We start from the raw sequence: 16,805 nt of genomic DNA on the forward strand, positions 1-16,805 counted from the left end.
CGACGTTACATGGCCGGGAAGCTGATCTCGACGGTGAGCCCGCCCCCGGGATGCGCGTGGGCCGTGAGCACAGCGCCGTGGGCGACGGCGATCGCCCGCACGATCGACAGGCCCAGCCCGTGGTGGGTGTCGTCGGCCACCCGCCGCATGCGTTGGAAGGGCTCGAACAGCCGGTCCACCTCCTCGGGTGGCACCACCGGACCCGTGTTCGCCACGACCAGGAGCGCCTGACCGGCCGCGAGGCGGGTGGCCACCTCGACCACCCCGCCGGGAACGTTGTAGTGCACGGCGTTGTCGCACAGGTTGGCCACCAGCCGCCCGATCAGCGCCGGATCGCCGAGCAGCCTGGCCGGCCGGATCATCGTCTTGACCCGTAGCCCGCGCCGGTCGAGCTCGGCCGCCCGGTCGCGCACCGCCTGCTCGGCCAGCCCGGCGAGATCCACCGGCTCCGCCCGGTCCCGGCCGTGCTCGCTGCCGGCCAGTGTCAGCAGCGACTCCAGCAGCCGGCCCCGCTCCCGGCTGACCGCGATCAGGCGCTCGAAGTTGGCCTGGTACGCCTCGACGGTCGCGTCCGGGTCGATGAGCGGTTCCTCGAGCAGGGCGTGCTCGACGGTCAACGGCGTACGCAGCTCGTGGGCGGCGTTGGCGACGAACCGCTTGTGCCCGTCCAGCGCGGTCTCCAGCCGGCCGAGCAGCCCGTCGACGGTGTCCGCGAGGTCCTTGAACTCGTCGCGGGGACCGGCCACCGCGAGCCGCTCGTGCACGTTACGGCCGGAGATCTGCTGCAGGCGCTCGGTCATCGTGCGCACGGGGCGCAGCATCCGGCCGGCGATCACCCAGCCCACCGCCAGCGAGAGCACGGCCATGATGGCCAGCGCGATGCCCGGCAGGGCCAGGATGTTCGACCGGTAGCCCCGGAGCTCGGCCGGCACGGAGGCGGGCAGGCGCCCCTGCTCGACGGGGACGCTCTGCATCGCGGGCGCGTCGTACGGCGGCAGGCTGCGGGACAGCGCCACGATGATGAGGAGCAGTACGACGCCGGAGGCGACCGACGCCGCGCAGTACAGCAGCGTAAGCCGCCACCGGAGCCGGTTGACCCGCATGTCAGATCCGGTAGCCGGCGCGGGCGACCGTCACGATCAGCGGCGGGTCGCCGAGCTTCGCCCGCAGCCGGTTGATCGTCGCCTTGACCGTCGTGGTGAACGGGTCGGCGGCCTCGTCCCACACCCGGTCGAGCAGTTCCTCCGCGGAGACCACCCGGCCCTGAGCGGTGAGCAGGTGCTCGAGCACGGCGAACTCCTTCGGGCTCAGCGCCAGCCGCGCCCCGGCCCGGGTGGCGATCCGCTGCGCCGGGTCGAGCCGCAGGTCGCCGTTCACGAGGACGGGCGGCGCGGCCGGGCGGGAGCGCCGGCCGACCGCGCGGATCCGGGCCACCAGCTCGGCGTACGCGAACGGCTTGGGCAGGTAGTCGTCGGCGCCCAGCCCGAGTCCCTCGACCCGCTCGGCGACGGTGCCCGAGGCGGTCAGCATCAGCACCCGGCTGGGCGACTCCCGGGCCACCAGCGCGCGGCACACCTGGTCGCCGTGCACGCCGGGCAGGTCGCGGTCGAGCACGACGACGTCGTAGTCGAGCACGGCGGTGCGCTGCAGCGCGGCTTCGCCGTCATAGGCGACGTCGACCGCCATCCCCTCCCGGCGCAGCACCCGGGCCACCGAGTCGGCGAGCGCCGCCTGATCCTCGACCACGAGCACCCTCATCGGCCGAGGTTATCCGCACCGCCGTCACAGTGCGGTCACAGCCACGCTGACCGTGCTGTGACCGCCGGCTGGCTAGAACTGGGCCCCACATCTACTCGAGATAAGGGGATCGCACCGTGGCGACAGCAACGACACCGGTCATCGAGACCGGAGGGCTCGGCAAACGGTACGGCCGCACGACCGCCCTGGCCGACTGCACCCTGCGCGTACCGGCCGGGCGGATCGTCGGCCTGGTCGGCCCCAACGGCGCCGGCAAGTCCACACTGCTCGGACTGACGTGCGGGATCGTCGCGCCCACGACGGGCAGCATCGAGGTGCTCGGCAGCCGCCCGGGGGCCGGCGCGGCGCAGTTGGCCAAGGTCGGGTTCGTCGCGCAGGACGCCCCGGTCTACCGCGGCCTGTCGGTCGCCGACCATCTGCGGCTCGGCGCCCGGCTCAACCCCCGCTGGGACCGGCCGCTCGCCGAGCGCCGGGTCAAGCGGCTCGGCCTCGACCCCGTTCAGAAGGCGGGCCGGCTCTCCGGCGGGCAGCGCGCCCAGCTCGCCCTCACCATCGCGGCCGCCAAGCGCGCCGAGTTGCTGATCCTCGACGAGCCGGTCGCGTCGCTGGATCCGTTGGCCCGCCGCGCGTTCCTGCGCGACCTGCTCGACTTCGTCGCCGAGCTCGGGGTCAGCGTCGTGCTGTCCTCGCATCTGCTCGGCGACCTGGAACAGGTCTGCGACCACCTCATCGTGCTGGCCGCGGGCCGGGTCCAGCTGGCCGGTGACGTCGCCGACCTGCTGGCCGTGCACCACCGGGTGGCCGGTGCCGTGCCGCCCAGCGCCGAGCGCATTCACGAGGACGTCATACGCTCCGACGCCGCGGTGCCGGGCGCGCAGCCGGTCGATCTCGAGGACCTGGGCATGGCATACATGACCCGCGCCGCGGTCGCGTCGATCGGCGGTGCGGCATGATCTGGCTGACCTGGCGGCAGTTCCGCGCCCAGGCCCTGGTCGCCGCCGCCGCGCTGGCCGCGGTCGCGATCTATCTGGGGTACCTCGGCTCCCGCATCCGCGACGACTACGCCGGCGTCCTGGGCTGCCAGCCCAGCGACTGCATCACCGCGCGGCACGCCTTCGACGACGCGTACACCGGCCAGTTGTCGATGGTCGGCCTGCTGCTCGTCGCCACGCCCGCCCTCATCGGCGTCTTCTGGGGCGCGCCCCTGATCACCCGGGAGCTGGAGGAGAAGACCGACCGCCTGGTCTGGAACCAGAGCGTCACCCGCACCCGCTGGCTGGCGACCAAGCTGGTGTTCCTCACACTCGCCGGCGTCGCGGTCACCGGGCTGTTCAGCCTCCTGCTCACCTGGAACGCCAGCCGCTACGACCAGTTCATCGGGAACCGCTTCGGCGCGGTGAGCTTCGCCTCCCGCAACGTCGTCCCCCTCGGCTACGCGGCCTTCGCGTTCGTGCTCGGCACCGTCATCGGGCTCATCGTGCGCCGCACACTGCTGGCCATGGCGCTGGCCTTGGCGGTGTTCGCCGTCGTCCAGCTCATCGTGCCCAATGTGGTCCGTCAGCACCTCATGACGCCGGTGACGAGCACCGTGGCGTTCGACGAGGACGCGATGAGCCGGTCGGACGCCTTCGGTATGAACGAACGCGGCGCCACGATCGTCGGCTACACGATGCCGGGCGCCTGGTCACTGACGGGCGAGGCCAAAGTCCTCAACGCCGACGGCACCCCGTACACCCTCCAGCAGGCGCAGGCGTGCCAGAAGGGCCTGCCGCTCGAGAGCATGGCCTGCATGGCCGGCCAGAACCTGCACTTCAGTTACACCTACCAGCCGGCCGACCGCTACTGGCCGTTCCAATGGATCGAGCTCTCGGTGTATCTCGTGGTCACCCTGCTGCTGGCCGCCTTCGGTTTCTGGTGGATCCGGTACCGCTCCAGCTAACCGCGGGATCGGCGCCGACTATGGTGATCAAATGGCATGTCGCATAACCGAACTGGTCCTGGACGCGCGTGATCCGGAACTGCTGGCGCGGTTCTGGTGCGAGGTACTCGGCTACGTCGAACTGGAACGCGACGAAACAAGCATAGAGATCGGGCCGCCGGACGTCGGCTTCGGCGGCCCGCAGCCCACGATCGTGCTCAGCCAGACTGACGAGCCCAAGGCCGGCAAGCTACCTCTACACATCGACGTGAACGCCACCGACCGGGAACAGGACGATGAGCTGGAGCGGTTGCTCGCGGCCGGCGCCCGCCCAGCCGATATTGGGCAGACCGGCACCGAGTCATGGCATGTGCTCGCTGACCCTGAAGGCAACGAGTTCTGCCTACTGAGACGTCGGGTACCAAAGGTGTAGTGATCATCGAGTTTCGGGCCGTCTCCGGCGCCGATGCAGACGCACTACAGGACCGCTGCAGCGGCGGAAGAAACCGTGAGGCACGACGACGAACGTCGCTTGCCACACAGGAGGAATGTCGTGACGGTTCGAGAAGGATCCCGGTCGTGCCACGTCGCGCGACGGTTCACCGGCGCACTGGCGATCGCCACCGCGCTGTCCGGTGGTGTGCTGACCGCCGGGGTGGCACATGATGCGGCGGCCGCCGCCGCGTACGCCTACGCGGAGCCGACGCATGCCCAAGCAGCCGATGGCGCGTCCGCGGCTGACTGGGTGGTGCAGAAGATCAGAAACCGCAACTCTTGGCTGTGCCTTGTCGCCCGCGGCGGCCGCGGCAGCTACGTCGAGCAGACCGAGTGCGCTGACTTCCCAGACCAGGACTGGGAGATCCGTCCTTATTCGACCGCCTCATCGCTGTTCCAGTTCCGTAACGTGCACAGCGGGCTCTGTCTCCTTGCCCGCGGTGATACGGAGTCCTGGGCGACCGTCGACATATGCAACAAGGACTATTGGGACCAGCTCTGGTCGGCGGACGGCACGGCCCACGTGGACTACGTGACGTACCACAACTTCAATTCCGACCTCTGCCTCGCAGCGCGCTACGACCACCCGGCGATTCAAACGCCGTGCGGCAACTATAGAGACCAGGAATGGTTCCCTTGGTAGGTCCACGGTTTCGGGTGTGGCGACGCTGTGAAGGTATGGGGCGGGTTTTGTGCGGATGGTCGCGTGGGTGGGCCATTGCCCCTACCGTTTCGGGTTGTGCAGACAGTGGATGTATTGGTCGTGGGTGCTGGGCTGGCCGGCCTGCACACCGCCCGTCTGCTGGCGCGACGGGACCTGAATGTGATGGTGGTCGACCGTCGCAGGTCGCTGTCGACCGGCATCCGTACGACGGGGATCTTCGTGCGTCGCACCCTCGAGGATTTCGATCTGCCGGACCACCTGCTCGGGCCAGGCGTTCGGGACGTGTTGTTGTATCCGCCGTCGCGGCGGGCACCGATCCGACTCACCAGTGATCGGGACGAGTACCGGGTGGCCGACATGCCAGCCATCTACCAGCAGGCACACCGCGCGGCGGAGTCGGCCGGGGCGCGGGTGCTGCTCGGTGTGCGGTACGCCGGCGCGTCGGCGGGCCTGGTGCGGTTCGCCGGCGCGGAGCCGGTGACGGCTCGGTTCATCGTCGGCGCGGACGGCGCCCGCTCCCGGGTGGCCCGCGATCTCGGCCTTGACGTCAACCGGCGGTTTCTCATCGGTGCCGAGATCGTCCACCCGATCGCGTCGGGCACCACCCTCCCAGCGTTCCATTGCGTGCTGGACCCCCGAATCGCCCCGGGATACCTGGGCTGGGTGATCGACGACGGCCGGCATGCGCATGTCGGCGTCGCCGGATATCCGCACGCGATGCGCACCGGCATCCGCCACCTGCTGGACGCGTTCGCCGCGGACGCCCCCGGCCGCGCGATGCCGACCGGCCCGATCGAGCGCCGGGGTGGTCCGATCCCGATCGGCGGTGTGCTGCGACGGTTGGCCTGCCCCGCCGGGCTGCTCGTCGGGGACGCGGCGGGTGCGGTGTCGCCGCTGACGGCCGGCGGCCTGGACCCATGCCTCCGCATGTCGGAACTGGCCGCGGCGGTGGCCACCGCGTACCTGCGTACCGGTGACCACCGCACTTTGGACGAGTATTCAGGGCACGCGTTGCGGACCCGGTTCCGCGGCCGGCTGCTGTTGCGCCGCACGTTCGCCGGCATCCGATCCCCCGCCGCGGCAGAGGCGGCGGTGGCCCTGCTGCGCGGGCGTGCCGGTCGCGCCGTGGCGGCGCGGATCCTGTTCGGCGACGGCTCGTTTCCCACTGTCAACCCGCCGCACGTTCAGCCGGCAACGGCGGCACCGGATCCGACAACCTAATCTCGAATCAAAGATGTTGAGCTGCCGCGATGCGCGTCAGCTCGGAACTCGATCTGAACCTGAACCTCATCGCGCTCAAAGCAGCCATGTCAGACGCCGACACCCCGCCAGCCGTCGACGGAGTAGCGGACGAGCGTGCCCACCTGATGCCTGACCGATGACGGGGGCCGCGCCGGGAGCGAGGCCGGTGGCGGCGGTGGCGGTGGCTGACCCGGGAGGAAGGGGGGCGGCGGGGGCGGCGCCGGCTTCACGGGGCAGAGAAGGTAGTGCTTCATCACGGCCGGAAAACGCCCGAAGATCAGATTCCGGGGACGTTCCCAGGCGATGCCGACCTGCGCGCACACCTGCCTGACCGTGTCCTCGCTGGCGAGGTTGGCGAACCCGGAGCCCTGCCACGGCAGCACGTGGTGGACGCGGTGCGGGCTGAGGCCGGCGCTGAGGAAAAGATCGATCCAGCGGTTGCCGACCACGGTCAGGTCGTAGCTCAAGCAGATCTGCTGCGCCGCCCAGTCGTCGCGTAGCGGCTCGGGGATCGCGGCGAGCTCCTGCTCGGTGGCCGACTCCTCGAAGTCATGGCTCGCGACGACGAGGAAGGTGTTGAACCACAAGGTGATGACGAACTGCACCAACCAGGCCACGATGTGACCGGTCGCCAGGCACGCGACGAACTCGACCACGATCCATGCGCGAATGAGCCAGAAGTCCGTCCGGATCGCGTCGGGAGTGAGCGTGGCGCCGTCCGGCCTGTTCCGCCTGGGACGCTCGAACTTGGCGATCTCCCGTGCCCGGAAAGACAGCCCGGTCAGGCAGATGCCGAGTTTATGGAGCGTGTAACCCGGGATCCGGAGTACCGGGTGCAACTGGAGCATGCTGTCGAAGAAGGTCTTCTTCACGTCGGCGCCAGAGCCCAGATAGGGATGGTGCAGGAGCACATGCCCATCGGACCCGATGAGGCTCGTGCCGACGTAGTTGATATCGAAGAGCGCCTTTCCGATAGGCATGGTGAGGCGGCGGCGCTGGTCCTTCCACTTGCGGTGCAGATGGTAATGGCCCGCACCCGCCAGCGACGTTCGGGTGACGACCATGATGACGACAAACAACCAGGCAGGTATGAAACGCGTGATCAGGAGCGCCAGCGCCGCGACGTGCGCGGCACCGATAATCCAGGTCACCGTGTCAAACGCACGGTCGTACTTCTTCAGGTCCCGCTTGGAGAACTTGGCATTCAGCTTGGTGCGGATCTCCGCGAGCAGGCTTCCCTGGTCGCGGTAGTCGAGTTTGGGCAGGTCTTTCCGCGCGTCGAAATCCGGCGCCAGCAGGAAAGGTGGTATGCCAAGCTTGGGGAGCAGGTCATTCTCGGAAATCGGCCGGGGTCCATCGGCCGGCCGGGGTACGCTATCGCTGGCCCGGGGTGGCACGATGACCTTGGGACTTATGTCCATCCCGGCGAGCTCTTTGATCTCGTATTTCGCGAGAAACTTCTGCGCCCGAGCCGGATCCCGGTGGTATGTGTGCAGGAGAGCGCTGATGTCACGCCCCTCGGTCTGCCTGAACCACATCGCGCCGCCGGGATGAAGGCTCATCCATTCGGTGAAGTCATAGGCGCGCCCGTCCACGATCCAGAATGGCCGGCCTTGAGGCAGGACGGTGCCCGTATAGGGTGAACTCCGGGCCGAACTAGGGCTGATCGTTTCGGACATTTACCCTCCTCATGTCTTTGCCTGCCCGAATTCGAGGAGCGCGGTTTCGATCTGGGCGCCCGGGCCCATCGTGACCATGACGCCCCGGTCACCAACGGACGCACAGCCTTCGGCGAGCAGGCGCTGCAAGCTGACCAGGAAACTGCCGCTGGAGATGTTCCCGTAGTCGCGCAGCACGGAGCGCGTGTGCCGGACGTCGTGCTCCTCCAGGCCCAGGCTGAGCTTGACGGAGTCGATCACCACGCCGCCGCCCGTGTGCAGTACCCAGTGCGTAACCGAGGAGAGATCAAGTCCGTTTCGCTTGAGCAGCGTTTCCACGGGCTCCCGGATATTGAAGCCTATGACATAGGGGATGTCTCGGTCGAGAAAGAAGCTCCACTTCCCGGCGCCGGCATTCCAGTCGAAACGCATGGCCGCCCACTGGTCGGGGATGCAAAAGCTTTCAAAATCGAGCACGCCCGGGGCTTGCGAAGATGGTGCCGGCCCGGTGCCGTTTCCACGGTAGCCGGTCAACACGGCTGCGGCGGCTCCATCGCCGAACAGGCTGTTGACAATGCCGGTACGCGGAGTCTCATCGAGAACGTATATCGCGGAGTTAATCTCACAGCAGACCAGGAGTGCCGCCCTGCCCGGATGATTCCTCACCCATTGCACGAGAGGGTTCATTCCATTCAGGCCGGCGTTGCAACCCATTCCGACAACGTCCGCCCGGAGGAGATTGCGCTTGAATCCGAGCTCCCGGGAAAAGAGCGAGCTGAGGCCGGGCACCATGAATCCGCTTGAGGTGACGCACATCATGTAGTCGACATCGGCCGGCGACAGCGACGCCGCGTCGAGCGCGTCGCGTATGGCCCGCGACCCGATCTCGAATGCCCCTTCCCGGAACTTGGCGTGCAGCTCCGCCGCGGACTCGGAACGCGCGCGCCCGGTGCGCGGGTCTATCTCCGGGAGGTAGAGGTGCCTGCGCTGGATGTGGGGCGAGTGGAGGAGCTTCTTCACGACCCTGTTCTCCAGGCCGAGAAGCGCCCCGATCTCTTCCTGCGAATAGGACCGGTCGGGAAATGCGCTTCCGACGGAAGCGATCACTGCTGTCCCGTTCCCCAACGAAGCCCCCGCTCGATGGCCGGGCCGCAGGGACCCGGAACCCCGGTGACAGGTTACGACGGTGTCGACCGAGACAACATGCCCCGCTTGGGCATCGCTGTACGCCAATCGTGCCGCTGCTCCGCTCGCGCAACGGTAGTGGCCGGCGCTCGCTACGCTCACCGCGTGGCGCCCGCCCCGATCCGCTTTGAGCCGCCCGGCGAGGACACCGGGAGGTGGCTCGGCTTCCGCTTCCGGGCCGGCGACATCGTGATCAGCACTCCGCGCAAGTCCGGGACGACCTGGATGCAGATGATCTGCGCACTGTTGATCTTCCAGACGCCGGACCTGCCGGATCCGCTCTGGCGCCTTTCGCCGTGGCTGGACAGTCCGGCCGCGCCGCAGGAGTTCGTATTCGCCCACCTTGCCGCGCAGCGGCACCGGCGCTTCATCAAGACGCACACGCCGCTCGACAGGATTCCTTCCGACCCCAAGGTCACCTATGTCGTGACGGCCCGGCATCCGCTCGACGCGTTCGTGTCGCTGTACTACCAGGACCAAATGATCGGCCCACCGCCGCCGCCCGGCCAGCATGGGCCTCCCGGGCACCCGCCCCTGCGACCCGCTGGACCACCTTGGCCTCCCGGGCCACCCATGCCTCCCGGGCCGCCGGCTGGGGTGCGGGCGCCCGTTGTCACACGTGAGAGCCTGCACGAGGCCCTGGTCGGGTGGATCGCCGGCGATGGCGATCCCCACACGTCCGCGCAGTCGCTGCCCGACGCCATGCGGCACCTGTCCGACGCGTGGGCCAGGCGCGACGAGCCGAACGTGCTGCTGGTGCACTACGACGACCTGCTCGCGGACCTCGAGGGCCAGATGCGCTGGCTCGCCGGGAGGCTCGGGATAGCCGTCGCGGAGCAGTCCTGGCCCGTACTCGCCGGGGCGGCGACGTTCGGGCGGATGAGGGAACGCAAGGACATCCTCGTCCCGCCCCTCCGGGGGTCGTTGCCGACACCGCCCGATTCTTCCGCCGCGGCACCTCCGGAGCCGGGCGCGAGATTCTCAGCGACGAAGAGCTGGCCGACTACCACGCGCGTGCCGCCCGGCTCGCTCCGCCCGAATTGATCGAGTGGCTGCACCGCCGGGCCACGTCGGGCTAGCCCGGTCCGAACCGCGGGGGCGGCGGGAAGTGCCCCCGCGGCGGGCCTGGCCGGTGGCCGGCGCCGATGGGCCTCTGGCGGGCGAACTGGGTCCGGTACAGGTCCGCGTACAGGCCGCCGGACGCGAGCAGCTCGTCGTGCCCACCGCGCTCACGGACCCGGCCGTCGTCGATGACGAGGATCTGGTCGGCCTCGCGGATGGTGGACAGCCGGTGGGCGATGACGAGCGAGGTGCGGCCGGACAGGGCGGTCTTGAGTGCGCGCTGGACGGCGGCCTCCGACTCGGAGTCCAGGTGCGCGGTGGCCTCGTCGAGCACCACCACGGCCGGTGCCTTCAGCAGCAGCCGGGCCAGGGCGATCCGCTGTTTCTCGCCGCCGGACATCCGGTAGCCGCGGTCACCCACGATCGTGTCCAGGCCGTCGGGCAGCTCGGAGATCAGGTGCCAGATCCGGGCCGCCTCGCATGCCTCGATCAGTTCCGCCTCGGTCGCCTCGGGACGGGCGTACGCGAGGTTGGCCCGGATCGTGTCGTGGTACAGGTGCGCGTCCTGGGTTACCACGCCGACCGCTTCGTGCAGCGACTCCTGGGTCACGTCCCGCAGGTCGAACCCGCCGATGCGCACCGCCCCTTCGCTGGGGTCGTGCAGCCGCGCCACCAGGGCAGTGATCGTCGTCTTGCCCGCTCCGGAGGGGCCGACCAGGGCGGTCAGCTGCCGGGCCGGGGCGGTGAAGCTGATGTCGTGCAGCACGCCCAGCCGCACGCCCGTGCGCTCGGGTACGGGCAGGGCGATGGACTCCAGCGATGCGAGCGAGACTTCGGACGCGGCCGGGTAGTGGAACGAGACATGGTCGAAGACGATGTCTGCCGCCGGCCCGGAGGCGTTGGCTGATCCGTTGCTCCGCGGCCCGAGCGCGAGCGGTACGGCCTGCGGGCTGTCCTCGATCAGCGGCTGCAAATCGAGCACCTCGAACACCCGGTCAAAACTGACCAGCGCGGTCATCGCGTTGACCTGGACGTTGGACAGTGCCGTGATGGGGCCATACAGCCTGTTCAGCAGCAGGGCCAGGGAAACCATGGTGCCGACCTGGAAGGCGCCGTTGACGACGAGGGTGCCGCCCGCTCCGTAGATCACCGCCGTGGACAGCGACGCGAGCAGGGTCAGCGCGATGAACAGCGTGCTGCCGTACAGCGCCCGGACCACACCGACGTCCCTGACCTTCGCCGCCCGCTCGGCGAACACGCCGATCTCCTCCCGCGGCCGGCCGAACAGCTTCGCCAGCATCGCGCCCGCGACGTTGAACCGCTCCGTCATCGTCGATCCCATGGCCGCGTCGAGCTGCATCGACTCCCTGGTCAGCCGCTGCAGCCTGCGCCCGACCAGGCGTGCCGGGAGGATGAACATCGGAATCAGCACCAGCGCGATGACCGTGACCAACCAGGAGAAGTAGATCATCGTGACCAGCACCAGAATCACCTGGAGCGTGCTGGACACCGTGGACACCAGTGTCGAGGTCAGCGCCTGCTGCGCGCCGATCACGTCTCCGTTCAGCCTGCTGACCAGCGAACCGGTGTGCGCCCGGGTGAAGAACGCGATCGGCTGCCGCTGCACGTGGGCGAACACCTGCGTGCGCAGGTCATAGATGAGGCCCTCGCCGACCCGAGCGGTGTACCAGCGCTGGACGAAGGTGAGAAGCGCGTCGAGGATCGCCAGCCCGGCGACGACGGCGGCGATCCCCAGCACGACATCGGTCCGCTTCGGCAGCACCCCGCGGTCGATGACCACCCCGAGCAGCACCGGGATCGCCACCGTGATCACCGCGGACAGCGCGGCGGCCAACAGGAAGATCGCAAGATCCCAGCGGTAGGGGCGCGCGTACCCGGCGATCCTGGCGATGGTGCCCCGCCTCACCCGCTGCTTGGTCACCGACGGATCGGCCACGAACGCGCGCATCATGTGCGGGCCGGGACCAGGACCGGGACCGGGATGCATGACGGCGGGACCTCCTGGCGGCGGGCGTTCTCCCCGTCAGCTCGTGGTGACTCTGCGCGGCACGGTCACGCGCCACATGGTACCGGGTATCGCCAGCGCGGCGAGGAACGCGAGGGCGGCGATGCCGGCCGAGGCGAGGAACGCCGTGGTGTAGCCGGCTTCCGTTGGCAGGGGCGAGGGTGCGGTGGCGGAGTTGGCCAGTACGACAACGGCCAGTTGCGCGCCGAGCGCGCCGCCGATCGTACGCAGGATGGTGTTGATGCCCGACGCGGCGCCGGTCTGGTGGTGCTCGACCGCGCCGACGACGAGCGTTCCCACGGACGCGAAGGCGAACCCGTACGCGGCGCCAAGAATCGCCCCGGCGACGTAGAACTGCCACGGTGCACTGTGGACGAACCCCAGCATGCCCAGTCCCACGGCGGCGAGTACGGCGCCGAGTTGGAAGGTCGCCCGGCCGCTGGTGCGTCGAGACAGGCGGGCCGCCAGCGGCGCGGTCACCACCATCAGCAGAGCGGTAGGGGCCATGAGCAGCCCGGTCTCGGCCGGGCCGTCGCCGAAACCGTAGCCGGCTCGGGTCGGTGTCTGGGCGTACTGCGGAATGATCGTCACGGCGGCGAACATGCCGACGCTGATCACCACGGTGGCGATGTTGGTGGCGGCTAGCGCCGGCAGGCGCAGCAGCCGCAGGTCGACGACCGGCACCGCCGTGCGGCGCTCGACCGCGACGAAGGCCGCGACGGCGACGAGGCAGGCCACGAACGTCCCCAGGGTCGCGGCGGACGCCCAGCCCCAGGCGCGGCCCTGGCTGATGCCCAGCAACAGGGCGACCAACGCGGCCGACAGCAGCGCGGCACCGAGGACGTCGAGGCGCCTATGGTCCACAGTGGAAGGAAGCGGGCCGGCGGGCAGGAGCAGGGCGCCAAACAAGGGGATGACGGCCAGTGCCAGGCCGAGCCAGAACAGCGCCGGGGTGCCGGTGACGGCGACGATCGGGCCGGCGACGACCATGCCGAGGGCCCCGCCGACACCGAACATGGCGCTCAGCGCGGCGACGAGCCCGTCGAGCCGGTCCGCTGGCGCGAGCCGGCGCGCGAGGCCGAACGCGGCCGGGAGTACCCCGCCGGAGACGCCTTGCAGGGCGCGGCCGGCCAGCAGGCCGGCGAACCAGCCGGCGTGGTCGCTGGCCGCGGCCAGCAGGCTGCCGGCGGCGAGCGCGGCCAGGCCCGCGATCAGGACGCGGCGGTGCCCGTACAGGTCACCGAGACGACCCGCGATCGGGGTGGTGACAGCGGAGGCGAGCATGAACGCGGTCAGCAACCACGTCGCCGTGGTGGCGCTGACGCCCAGGTCCTGGCCGAACAGGGGCAGGGCGGCGACCACGACGGTCTGGCACACCGCGACGGCCAGCGCGGCGAGCAGCAGGATCGGCGCGGGGGCGGCGGGCATCGGGAATCACACCTCCGACTGAACCTGCGCGCGCAGGTACAAGACGTCCACCATGGCCGGAAATACCGTCGTCGCCGCAACGCAGACCGTGCGTTGTTCCAGCACGACGGAGGTGGACATGTGCAATGTTGTGCATCGCATTGACGGTCGTCGCGAATTCTCCTAACATATCCAGCGATAGTCTTCGATGGATGTGTCGGATGAGCCGACTCCGGATCGGGATCGCGGCCGCCGCCCACCGCATTACCGACACCACCCTCGACGTCATAGAACTCGGCAGCTGAGTTCCTGGCCCCGCATCTCGGCCCGGCCCGCGTACGGGCAGACTGATGCTGTGCCAGCCATCGCCGCCGTTCTCGGTGACATCACGACGCAGGCCGTCGACGCGATCGTCAACGCGGCGAGCAACGCCATGCGCGGAGGCGGCGGTGTGGACGGCGCGATCCATCGCCGCGGCGGCCCGGCGATCCTGCGTGACTGCGTTACCCGGTTTCCCGACGGCCTCGCCACCGGCGACGCCGGCTGGACGACGGCAGGCGACCTGCCCGCCCGGTGGGTCATCCACACCGTCGGCCCGAACTACAACGCCGGGCAGCGCGACCGCTCCCTGCTGGTGTCGTGTTACCGGCGCGCGTTGGAGGTCGCCGACGAACTGGGCGCGCGCAGCGTCGCGTTCCCGCTGATCAGCGCGGGCGTCTTCGGCTGGCCCCGCGCCGACGCCATCGCGGCGGCGATCGAGACCATCGCGGCCGCCGAGACGCGCATCGACGAGGTACGGCTCGTCGCAGTCGACGAAGCCGTGCACAAGCAGACGCGCGCGGCGCTGTGGGTTCGATGCCCGCCGCCCGTCGGCGCAGACACGATCGGCTCGTTGTTCGAGCGCGCGCCGACCCAGTTCGGGCTGCGCGGCGATCCCTACCTCTGGCGGGAGCTACGCGCGCGGTTCGCCGACACGCCGCTGCCAGCCGACTGGTCCACCCTGCGGAGGCTCATCACGGACACCATCGAGCAGGTCGTTGGCGAGCCCCTCACCGGCCACGAATCCGCACCGTGGCACGACAACACCGCAGCGGTGTACGTCCCCGCGTTCGATCCAGGCCACGGCATGTCCGCCGGCGCCGTGCACGTTCCGTGGTGGGTGCACACCGGACTACCGATCCTGCTCGACCGCTACGCCGCCCGAAACGAATAGGGTGGGGCCTCCATGACGCGAAGGATTCGGGTCGCTGGGGCGCGCTACGACTGCTTGAATTCGCGAACGCCGCGGCGGTATTCATCGGCTGACATCTGGTCAATTTGGAAATTCGACACCATCGTCGGCCTGCGCCCAAGCGCGTTGCTCGTGATCCATTTCTTGTTGTCCCTGTTCATTATCTTCATCATCGCCCGCGGTGCGCCAACCTGGTCTGCGACCACTGTGGCAACCCCCACGGCAAGACCAATTCCGGTGCCTAGCCAGGGGCCTAATGGGGCGGCGGGGATTCCCACGGCCGCTCCGGCCGCTGCGGTAACGTAGCCGTAGATGAGTCGCGCGCGTTCATCTCTTCTGAAGTGATCCGACAGGGCCTTCGAGTATTTTCTCGCGGCGGCGTCCAACGCCGACCTGTCGACCTCGGTGCCGTTGGCATGGTAGTAGCTCTCCATGCATCGCTGAAACTCGACCTTGGCGTAGTAGGTTTCGGTCCCCGGCCTGGCGACCTCGGCGAGTCTGCTCCAATTGTCGCCTATCTTGCGATGAGCCACCGTGAAGTTGGGGCTGTAGACTTCCACCGAATCTTGATACGAGCCGGTCGTTTCGCCGATCGACATGTCAAGGTCGGTGAACTTCGGCGCTCGCGTCTCGACTCGTACGAGGTTGTCCTTGCGCGCCAAGGCGCACCCCCATGAGTACTGATATACCTCGTTGCCGGCGTACATCAGCTCCCGGTAGAGCGTCTCCGACAGCCTGCCGCTGCCCCGCATGCGGTTGGCAACATTCTCCCAGTCCGTTCGCCGATGCTGCCTGCCCAGTTCGTAGAGGTCCCGGAACCGCCGGAGGGCTTTCAGTTCGTCTCGCAACTCGGCCGCCACGAGGACGTCCCGAATTGATCGATATGCGGCAGCGGTTATCTTATGGAATATGGAAGTGGTGTTGAGCTCGGGCCAGGGGTGCAGGAAAGATTGAGGCTCTCCCAGGCGAAGCTGCGACATCCAGACGTGCAGCGCGGGAAGGTAGCTCTTCGCGTAGTCGCGCTGGACGCTAAAGCGTTGCGCCGAGGTTATCCCCTCGTCCGCCATCTGGGCGGCGAGCGTCTCCAGGTCTCCGGCGTTTCTGGTGAGAATCTTGACGTAACCGGTCGCGACAAGATTCCGTAGTGGACTCGACTCGGGCTTGAGAATCGCTTCCCTAATGGCCGGATGCATGATTACGTGACCGTCGTTTATCAGCAAGGGGTGCCCGACGAGCACGGCTGAGACAAGGTATTCGTTCAGCTCACGAAGAGTCTGGATGCACCCGTCATCGTGGTTTTTGGCGAAGTCGTCGACAAGCCCTGTGTAAGTAACCATGGGCTTGAGGGAGGAGCCTGCCACCGACACGTCCTCCTCGCGCGCTGGACGGCCTTTAGCGCTCATCCGGGACCGGGTGAATAACGTGGGAACAGTATCCAGGAAACCTATCTCGAACACAATACCGATAGGACATACTGTCCAAATTGGACAGCCTACGTCGGAGGTTGATCGCGGGTTTCGAGGTAGGCTGCGAGCTCCGCCCAGGTCGAGGCGCTCTTCGGATCGCGGACCTCCAGAGCATCCGCCTCCGACCGGAAACCGACCGCCTGGATACCGACGTGGTCACGCTGTTGCGGAGTGTCGTCGATGATCCAGAGCTCGACCTTCTTCCACTTGGGGTGGCGCCGGCGATCCGGGATCGACCCGAGGAGTTGGGGGTCGGGGAGCGCTGCCTCGGCGTACTCCATGAACTGGATTGCCGGCTGCATGCCGCAGTCGCGCATGTCTATGAGCGCTGCGACGCGCATCAAATGCATTCGGCCGTTACGGGTGCGATAGGCCAGGACCTGCCCGACGCTGAGCGAGGACCTGGGTCGGCGGCGAAGGCGCACCTTGCGCGGGGCAGGCTGCGCTCCCTCGACCTGGGCACGGACCTTCTCCAGGACCGCGGCGCGCCGACGGACAGCGCCGGGACCGGCCGCCTGCCACCGATCCAGGTCACCTCCGGCGTCGAGGATGGCCAGCACCTGGTGGCGGGTCGCTTCGCTCAGCCGCCCGAACCTCGACTGGGTGAACGCCAAGGCCAGCCAGACGACCACCAGTTCGTCGGGTCGGCGAGTTCCTCGGCGAACGCACGCAACACTGTCTGCTCGGCCTCGC

At 68.7% G+C, this 16,805-nt stretch carries 15 protein-coding genes; 7 read left to right on the forward strand and 8 right to left on the reverse strand.

Going from position 1 to position 16,805, the window contains the following annotated elements; genetic code table 11:
• Window positions 1-5: 5 nt before the first annotated feature.
• Both Prum_RS02625 and Prum_RS02630 read right to left on the reverse strand, forming a co-directional pair.
• Window positions 6-1,103, reverse strand: a complete 1,098-nt coding sequence (locus tag Prum_RS02625) for a sensor histidine kinase (protein WP_173073633.1) — start codon at window positions 1,101-1,103, stop codon at window positions 6-8.
• A gap of 1 nt (window position 1,104) precedes the next feature.
• Entirely contained in the window at window positions 1,105-1,758 is a 654-nt protein-coding gene (locus tag Prum_RS02630; RefSeq protein WP_173073635.1) for a response regulator transcription factor, read from the reverse strand.
• A 116-nt stretch (window positions 1,759-1,874) separates the two neighbouring features.
• On the opposite strand from Prum_RS02630, the gene Prum_RS02635 reads away from it, so the two are divergent.
• The 5 genes from Prum_RS02635 (at window position 1,875) to Prum_RS02655 (ending at window position 6,056) form a co-directional block, all read left to right on the forward strand.
• Window positions 1,875-2,711 (forward strand): ABC transporter ATP-binding protein, encoded by an 837-nt coding sequence (locus tag Prum_RS02635; protein WP_173073637.1) that lies wholly within the window; start codon window positions 1,875-1,877, stop codon window positions 2,709-2,711.
• The gene (locus tag Prum_RS02640) at window positions 2,708-3,697 is read left to right on the forward strand and encodes an ABC-2 membrane transporter-related protein (RefSeq protein WP_173073639.1); all 990 of its coding nucleotides are present in this window, start codon (window positions 2,708-2,710) and stop codon (window positions 3,695-3,697) included. The genes Prum_RS02635 and Prum_RS02640 overlap by 4 nt, the downstream gene beginning before the upstream one ends.
• Window positions 3,698-3,728: 31 nt before the next feature.
• Entirely contained in the window at window positions 3,729-4,109 is a 381-nt protein-coding gene (locus Prum_RS02645; protein WP_173073641.1) for a VOC family protein, read from the forward strand.
• Between the two features lie 120 nt (window positions 4,110-4,229).
• Window positions 4,230-4,814 carry an RICIN domain-containing protein gene (locus Prum_RS02650; protein ID WP_173073643.1) on the forward strand — a complete coding sequence of 195 codons (585 nt, stop codon included), beginning with the start codon at window positions 4,230-4,232 and terminating at the stop codon, window positions 4,812-4,814.
• A 96-nt stretch (window positions 4,815-4,910) separates the two neighbouring features.
• Window positions 4,911-6,056 carry an FAD-dependent oxidoreductase gene (locus Prum_RS02655; protein ID WP_173073645.1) on the forward strand — a complete coding sequence of 382 codons (1,146 nt, stop codon included), beginning with the start codon at window positions 4,911-4,913 and terminating at the stop codon, window positions 6,054-6,056.
• An 89-nt stretch (window positions 6,057-6,145) separates the two neighbouring features.
• On the opposite strand, the gene Prum_RS02660 is transcribed toward Prum_RS02655, so the two are convergent.
• Both Prum_RS02660 and Prum_RS02665 read right to left on the reverse strand, forming a co-directional pair.
• Window positions 6,146-7,756, reverse strand: a complete 1,611-nt coding sequence (locus Prum_RS02660; protein ID WP_173073647.1) for a cytochrome b5-like heme/steroid binding domain-containing protein — start codon at window positions 7,754-7,756, stop codon at window positions 6,146-6,148.
• Window positions 7,757-7,765: 9 nt separating this feature from the next.
• The gene (locus Prum_RS02665) at window positions 7,766-9,022 is read right to left on the reverse strand and encodes a type III polyketide synthase (protein WP_281368831.1); all 1,257 of its coding nucleotides are present in this window, start codon (window positions 9,020-9,022) and stop codon (window positions 7,766-7,768) included.
• 3 nt (window positions 9,023-9,025) lie between these two features.
• On the opposite strand from Prum_RS02665, the gene Prum_RS02670 reads away from it, so the two are divergent.
• The gene (locus tag Prum_RS02670) at window positions 9,026-9,964 is read left to right on the forward strand and encodes a sulfotransferase domain-containing protein (protein WP_246277602.1); all 939 of its coding nucleotides are present in this window, start codon (window positions 9,026-9,028) and stop codon (window positions 9,962-9,964) included.
• 31 nt (window positions 9,965-9,995) lie between these two features.
• Here the strand turns inward: Prum_RS02670 and Prum_RS02675 are convergent, their stop codons facing one another.
• Together Prum_RS02675 and Prum_RS02680 are read right to left on the reverse strand one after the other, a co-directional pair.
• Entirely contained in the window at window positions 9,996-11,990 is a 1,995-nt protein-coding gene (locus Prum_RS02675; RefSeq protein ID WP_218576966.1) for an ABC transporter ATP-binding protein, read from the reverse strand.
• A gap of 36 nt (window positions 11,991-12,026) precedes the next feature.
• On the reverse strand, window positions 12,027-13,436 hold the full coding sequence (locus Prum_RS02680; protein ID WP_173073650.1) for an MFS transporter: 1,410 nt from the start codon (window positions 13,434-13,436) through the stop codon (window positions 12,027-12,029).
• A 334-nt stretch (window positions 13,437-13,770) separates the two neighbouring features.
• Here Prum_RS02680 and Prum_RS54365 point away from each other — a divergent pair, with 334 nt between their 5' ends.
• Entirely contained in the window at window positions 13,771-14,628 is an 858-nt protein-coding gene (locus tag Prum_RS54365; protein WP_173073652.1) for an O-acetyl-ADP-ribose deacetylase, read from the forward strand.
• Window positions 14,629-14,672: 44 nt separating this feature from the next.
• Here the strand turns inward: Prum_RS54365 and Prum_RS02690 are convergent, their stop codons facing one another.
• Both Prum_RS02690 and Prum_RS02695 read right to left on the reverse strand, forming a co-directional pair.
• Complete coding sequence (locus Prum_RS02690) at window positions 14,673-16,103, reverse strand: hypothetical protein (RefSeq protein WP_173073654.1); 1,431 nt, start codon at window positions 16,101-16,103, stop codon at window positions 14,673-14,675.
• Window positions 16,104-16,138: 35 nt separating this feature from the next.
• Window positions 16,139-16,744 carry a hypothetical protein gene (locus Prum_RS02695; protein ID WP_173073656.1) on the reverse strand — a complete coding sequence of 202 codons (606 nt, stop codon included), beginning with the start codon at window positions 16,742-16,744 and terminating at the stop codon, window positions 16,139-16,141.
• Between the last annotated feature and the right edge of the window lie 61 nt (window positions 16,745-16,805).

Source organism: Phytohabitans rumicis (genome assembly GCF_011764445.1).
Lineage (GTDB): Bacteria > Actinomycetota > Actinomycetes > Mycobacteriales > Micromonosporaceae > Phytohabitans > Phytohabitans rumicis.

Excerpts from the sequence above, each read along its gene's own strand:
- Prum_RS02675 (WP_218576966.1), bottom strand. The coding sequence starts at position 11,990 with ATGCATCCCGGTCCCGGTCCTGGTCCCGGCCCGCACATGATGCGCGCG.
- Prum_RS02625 (WP_173073633.1), bottom strand. The coding sequence starts at position 1,103 with ATGCGGGTCAACCGGCTCCGGTGGCGGCTTACGCTGCTGTACTGCGCG.
- Prum_RS02630 (WP_173073635.1), bottom strand. The coding sequence starts at position 1,758 with ATGAGGGTGCTCGTGGTCGAGGATCAGGCGGCGCTCGCCGACTCGGTG.
- Prum_RS02660 (WP_173073647.1), bottom strand. The coding sequence starts at position 7,756 with ATGTCCGAAACGATCAGCCCTAGTTCGGCCCGGAGTTCACCCTATACG.
- Prum_RS02640 (WP_173073639.1), top strand. The coding sequence starts at position 2,708 with ATGATCTGGCTGACCTGGCGGCAGTTCCGCGCCCAGGCCCTGGTCGCC.
- Prum_RS02680 (WP_173073650.1), bottom strand. The coding sequence starts at position 13,436 with ATGCCCGCCGCCCCCGCGCCGATCCTGCTGCTCGCCGCGCTGGCCGTC.
- Prum_RS02645 (WP_173073641.1), top strand. The coding sequence starts at position 3,729 with ATGGCATGTCGCATAACCGAACTGGTCCTGGACGCGCGTGATCCGGAA.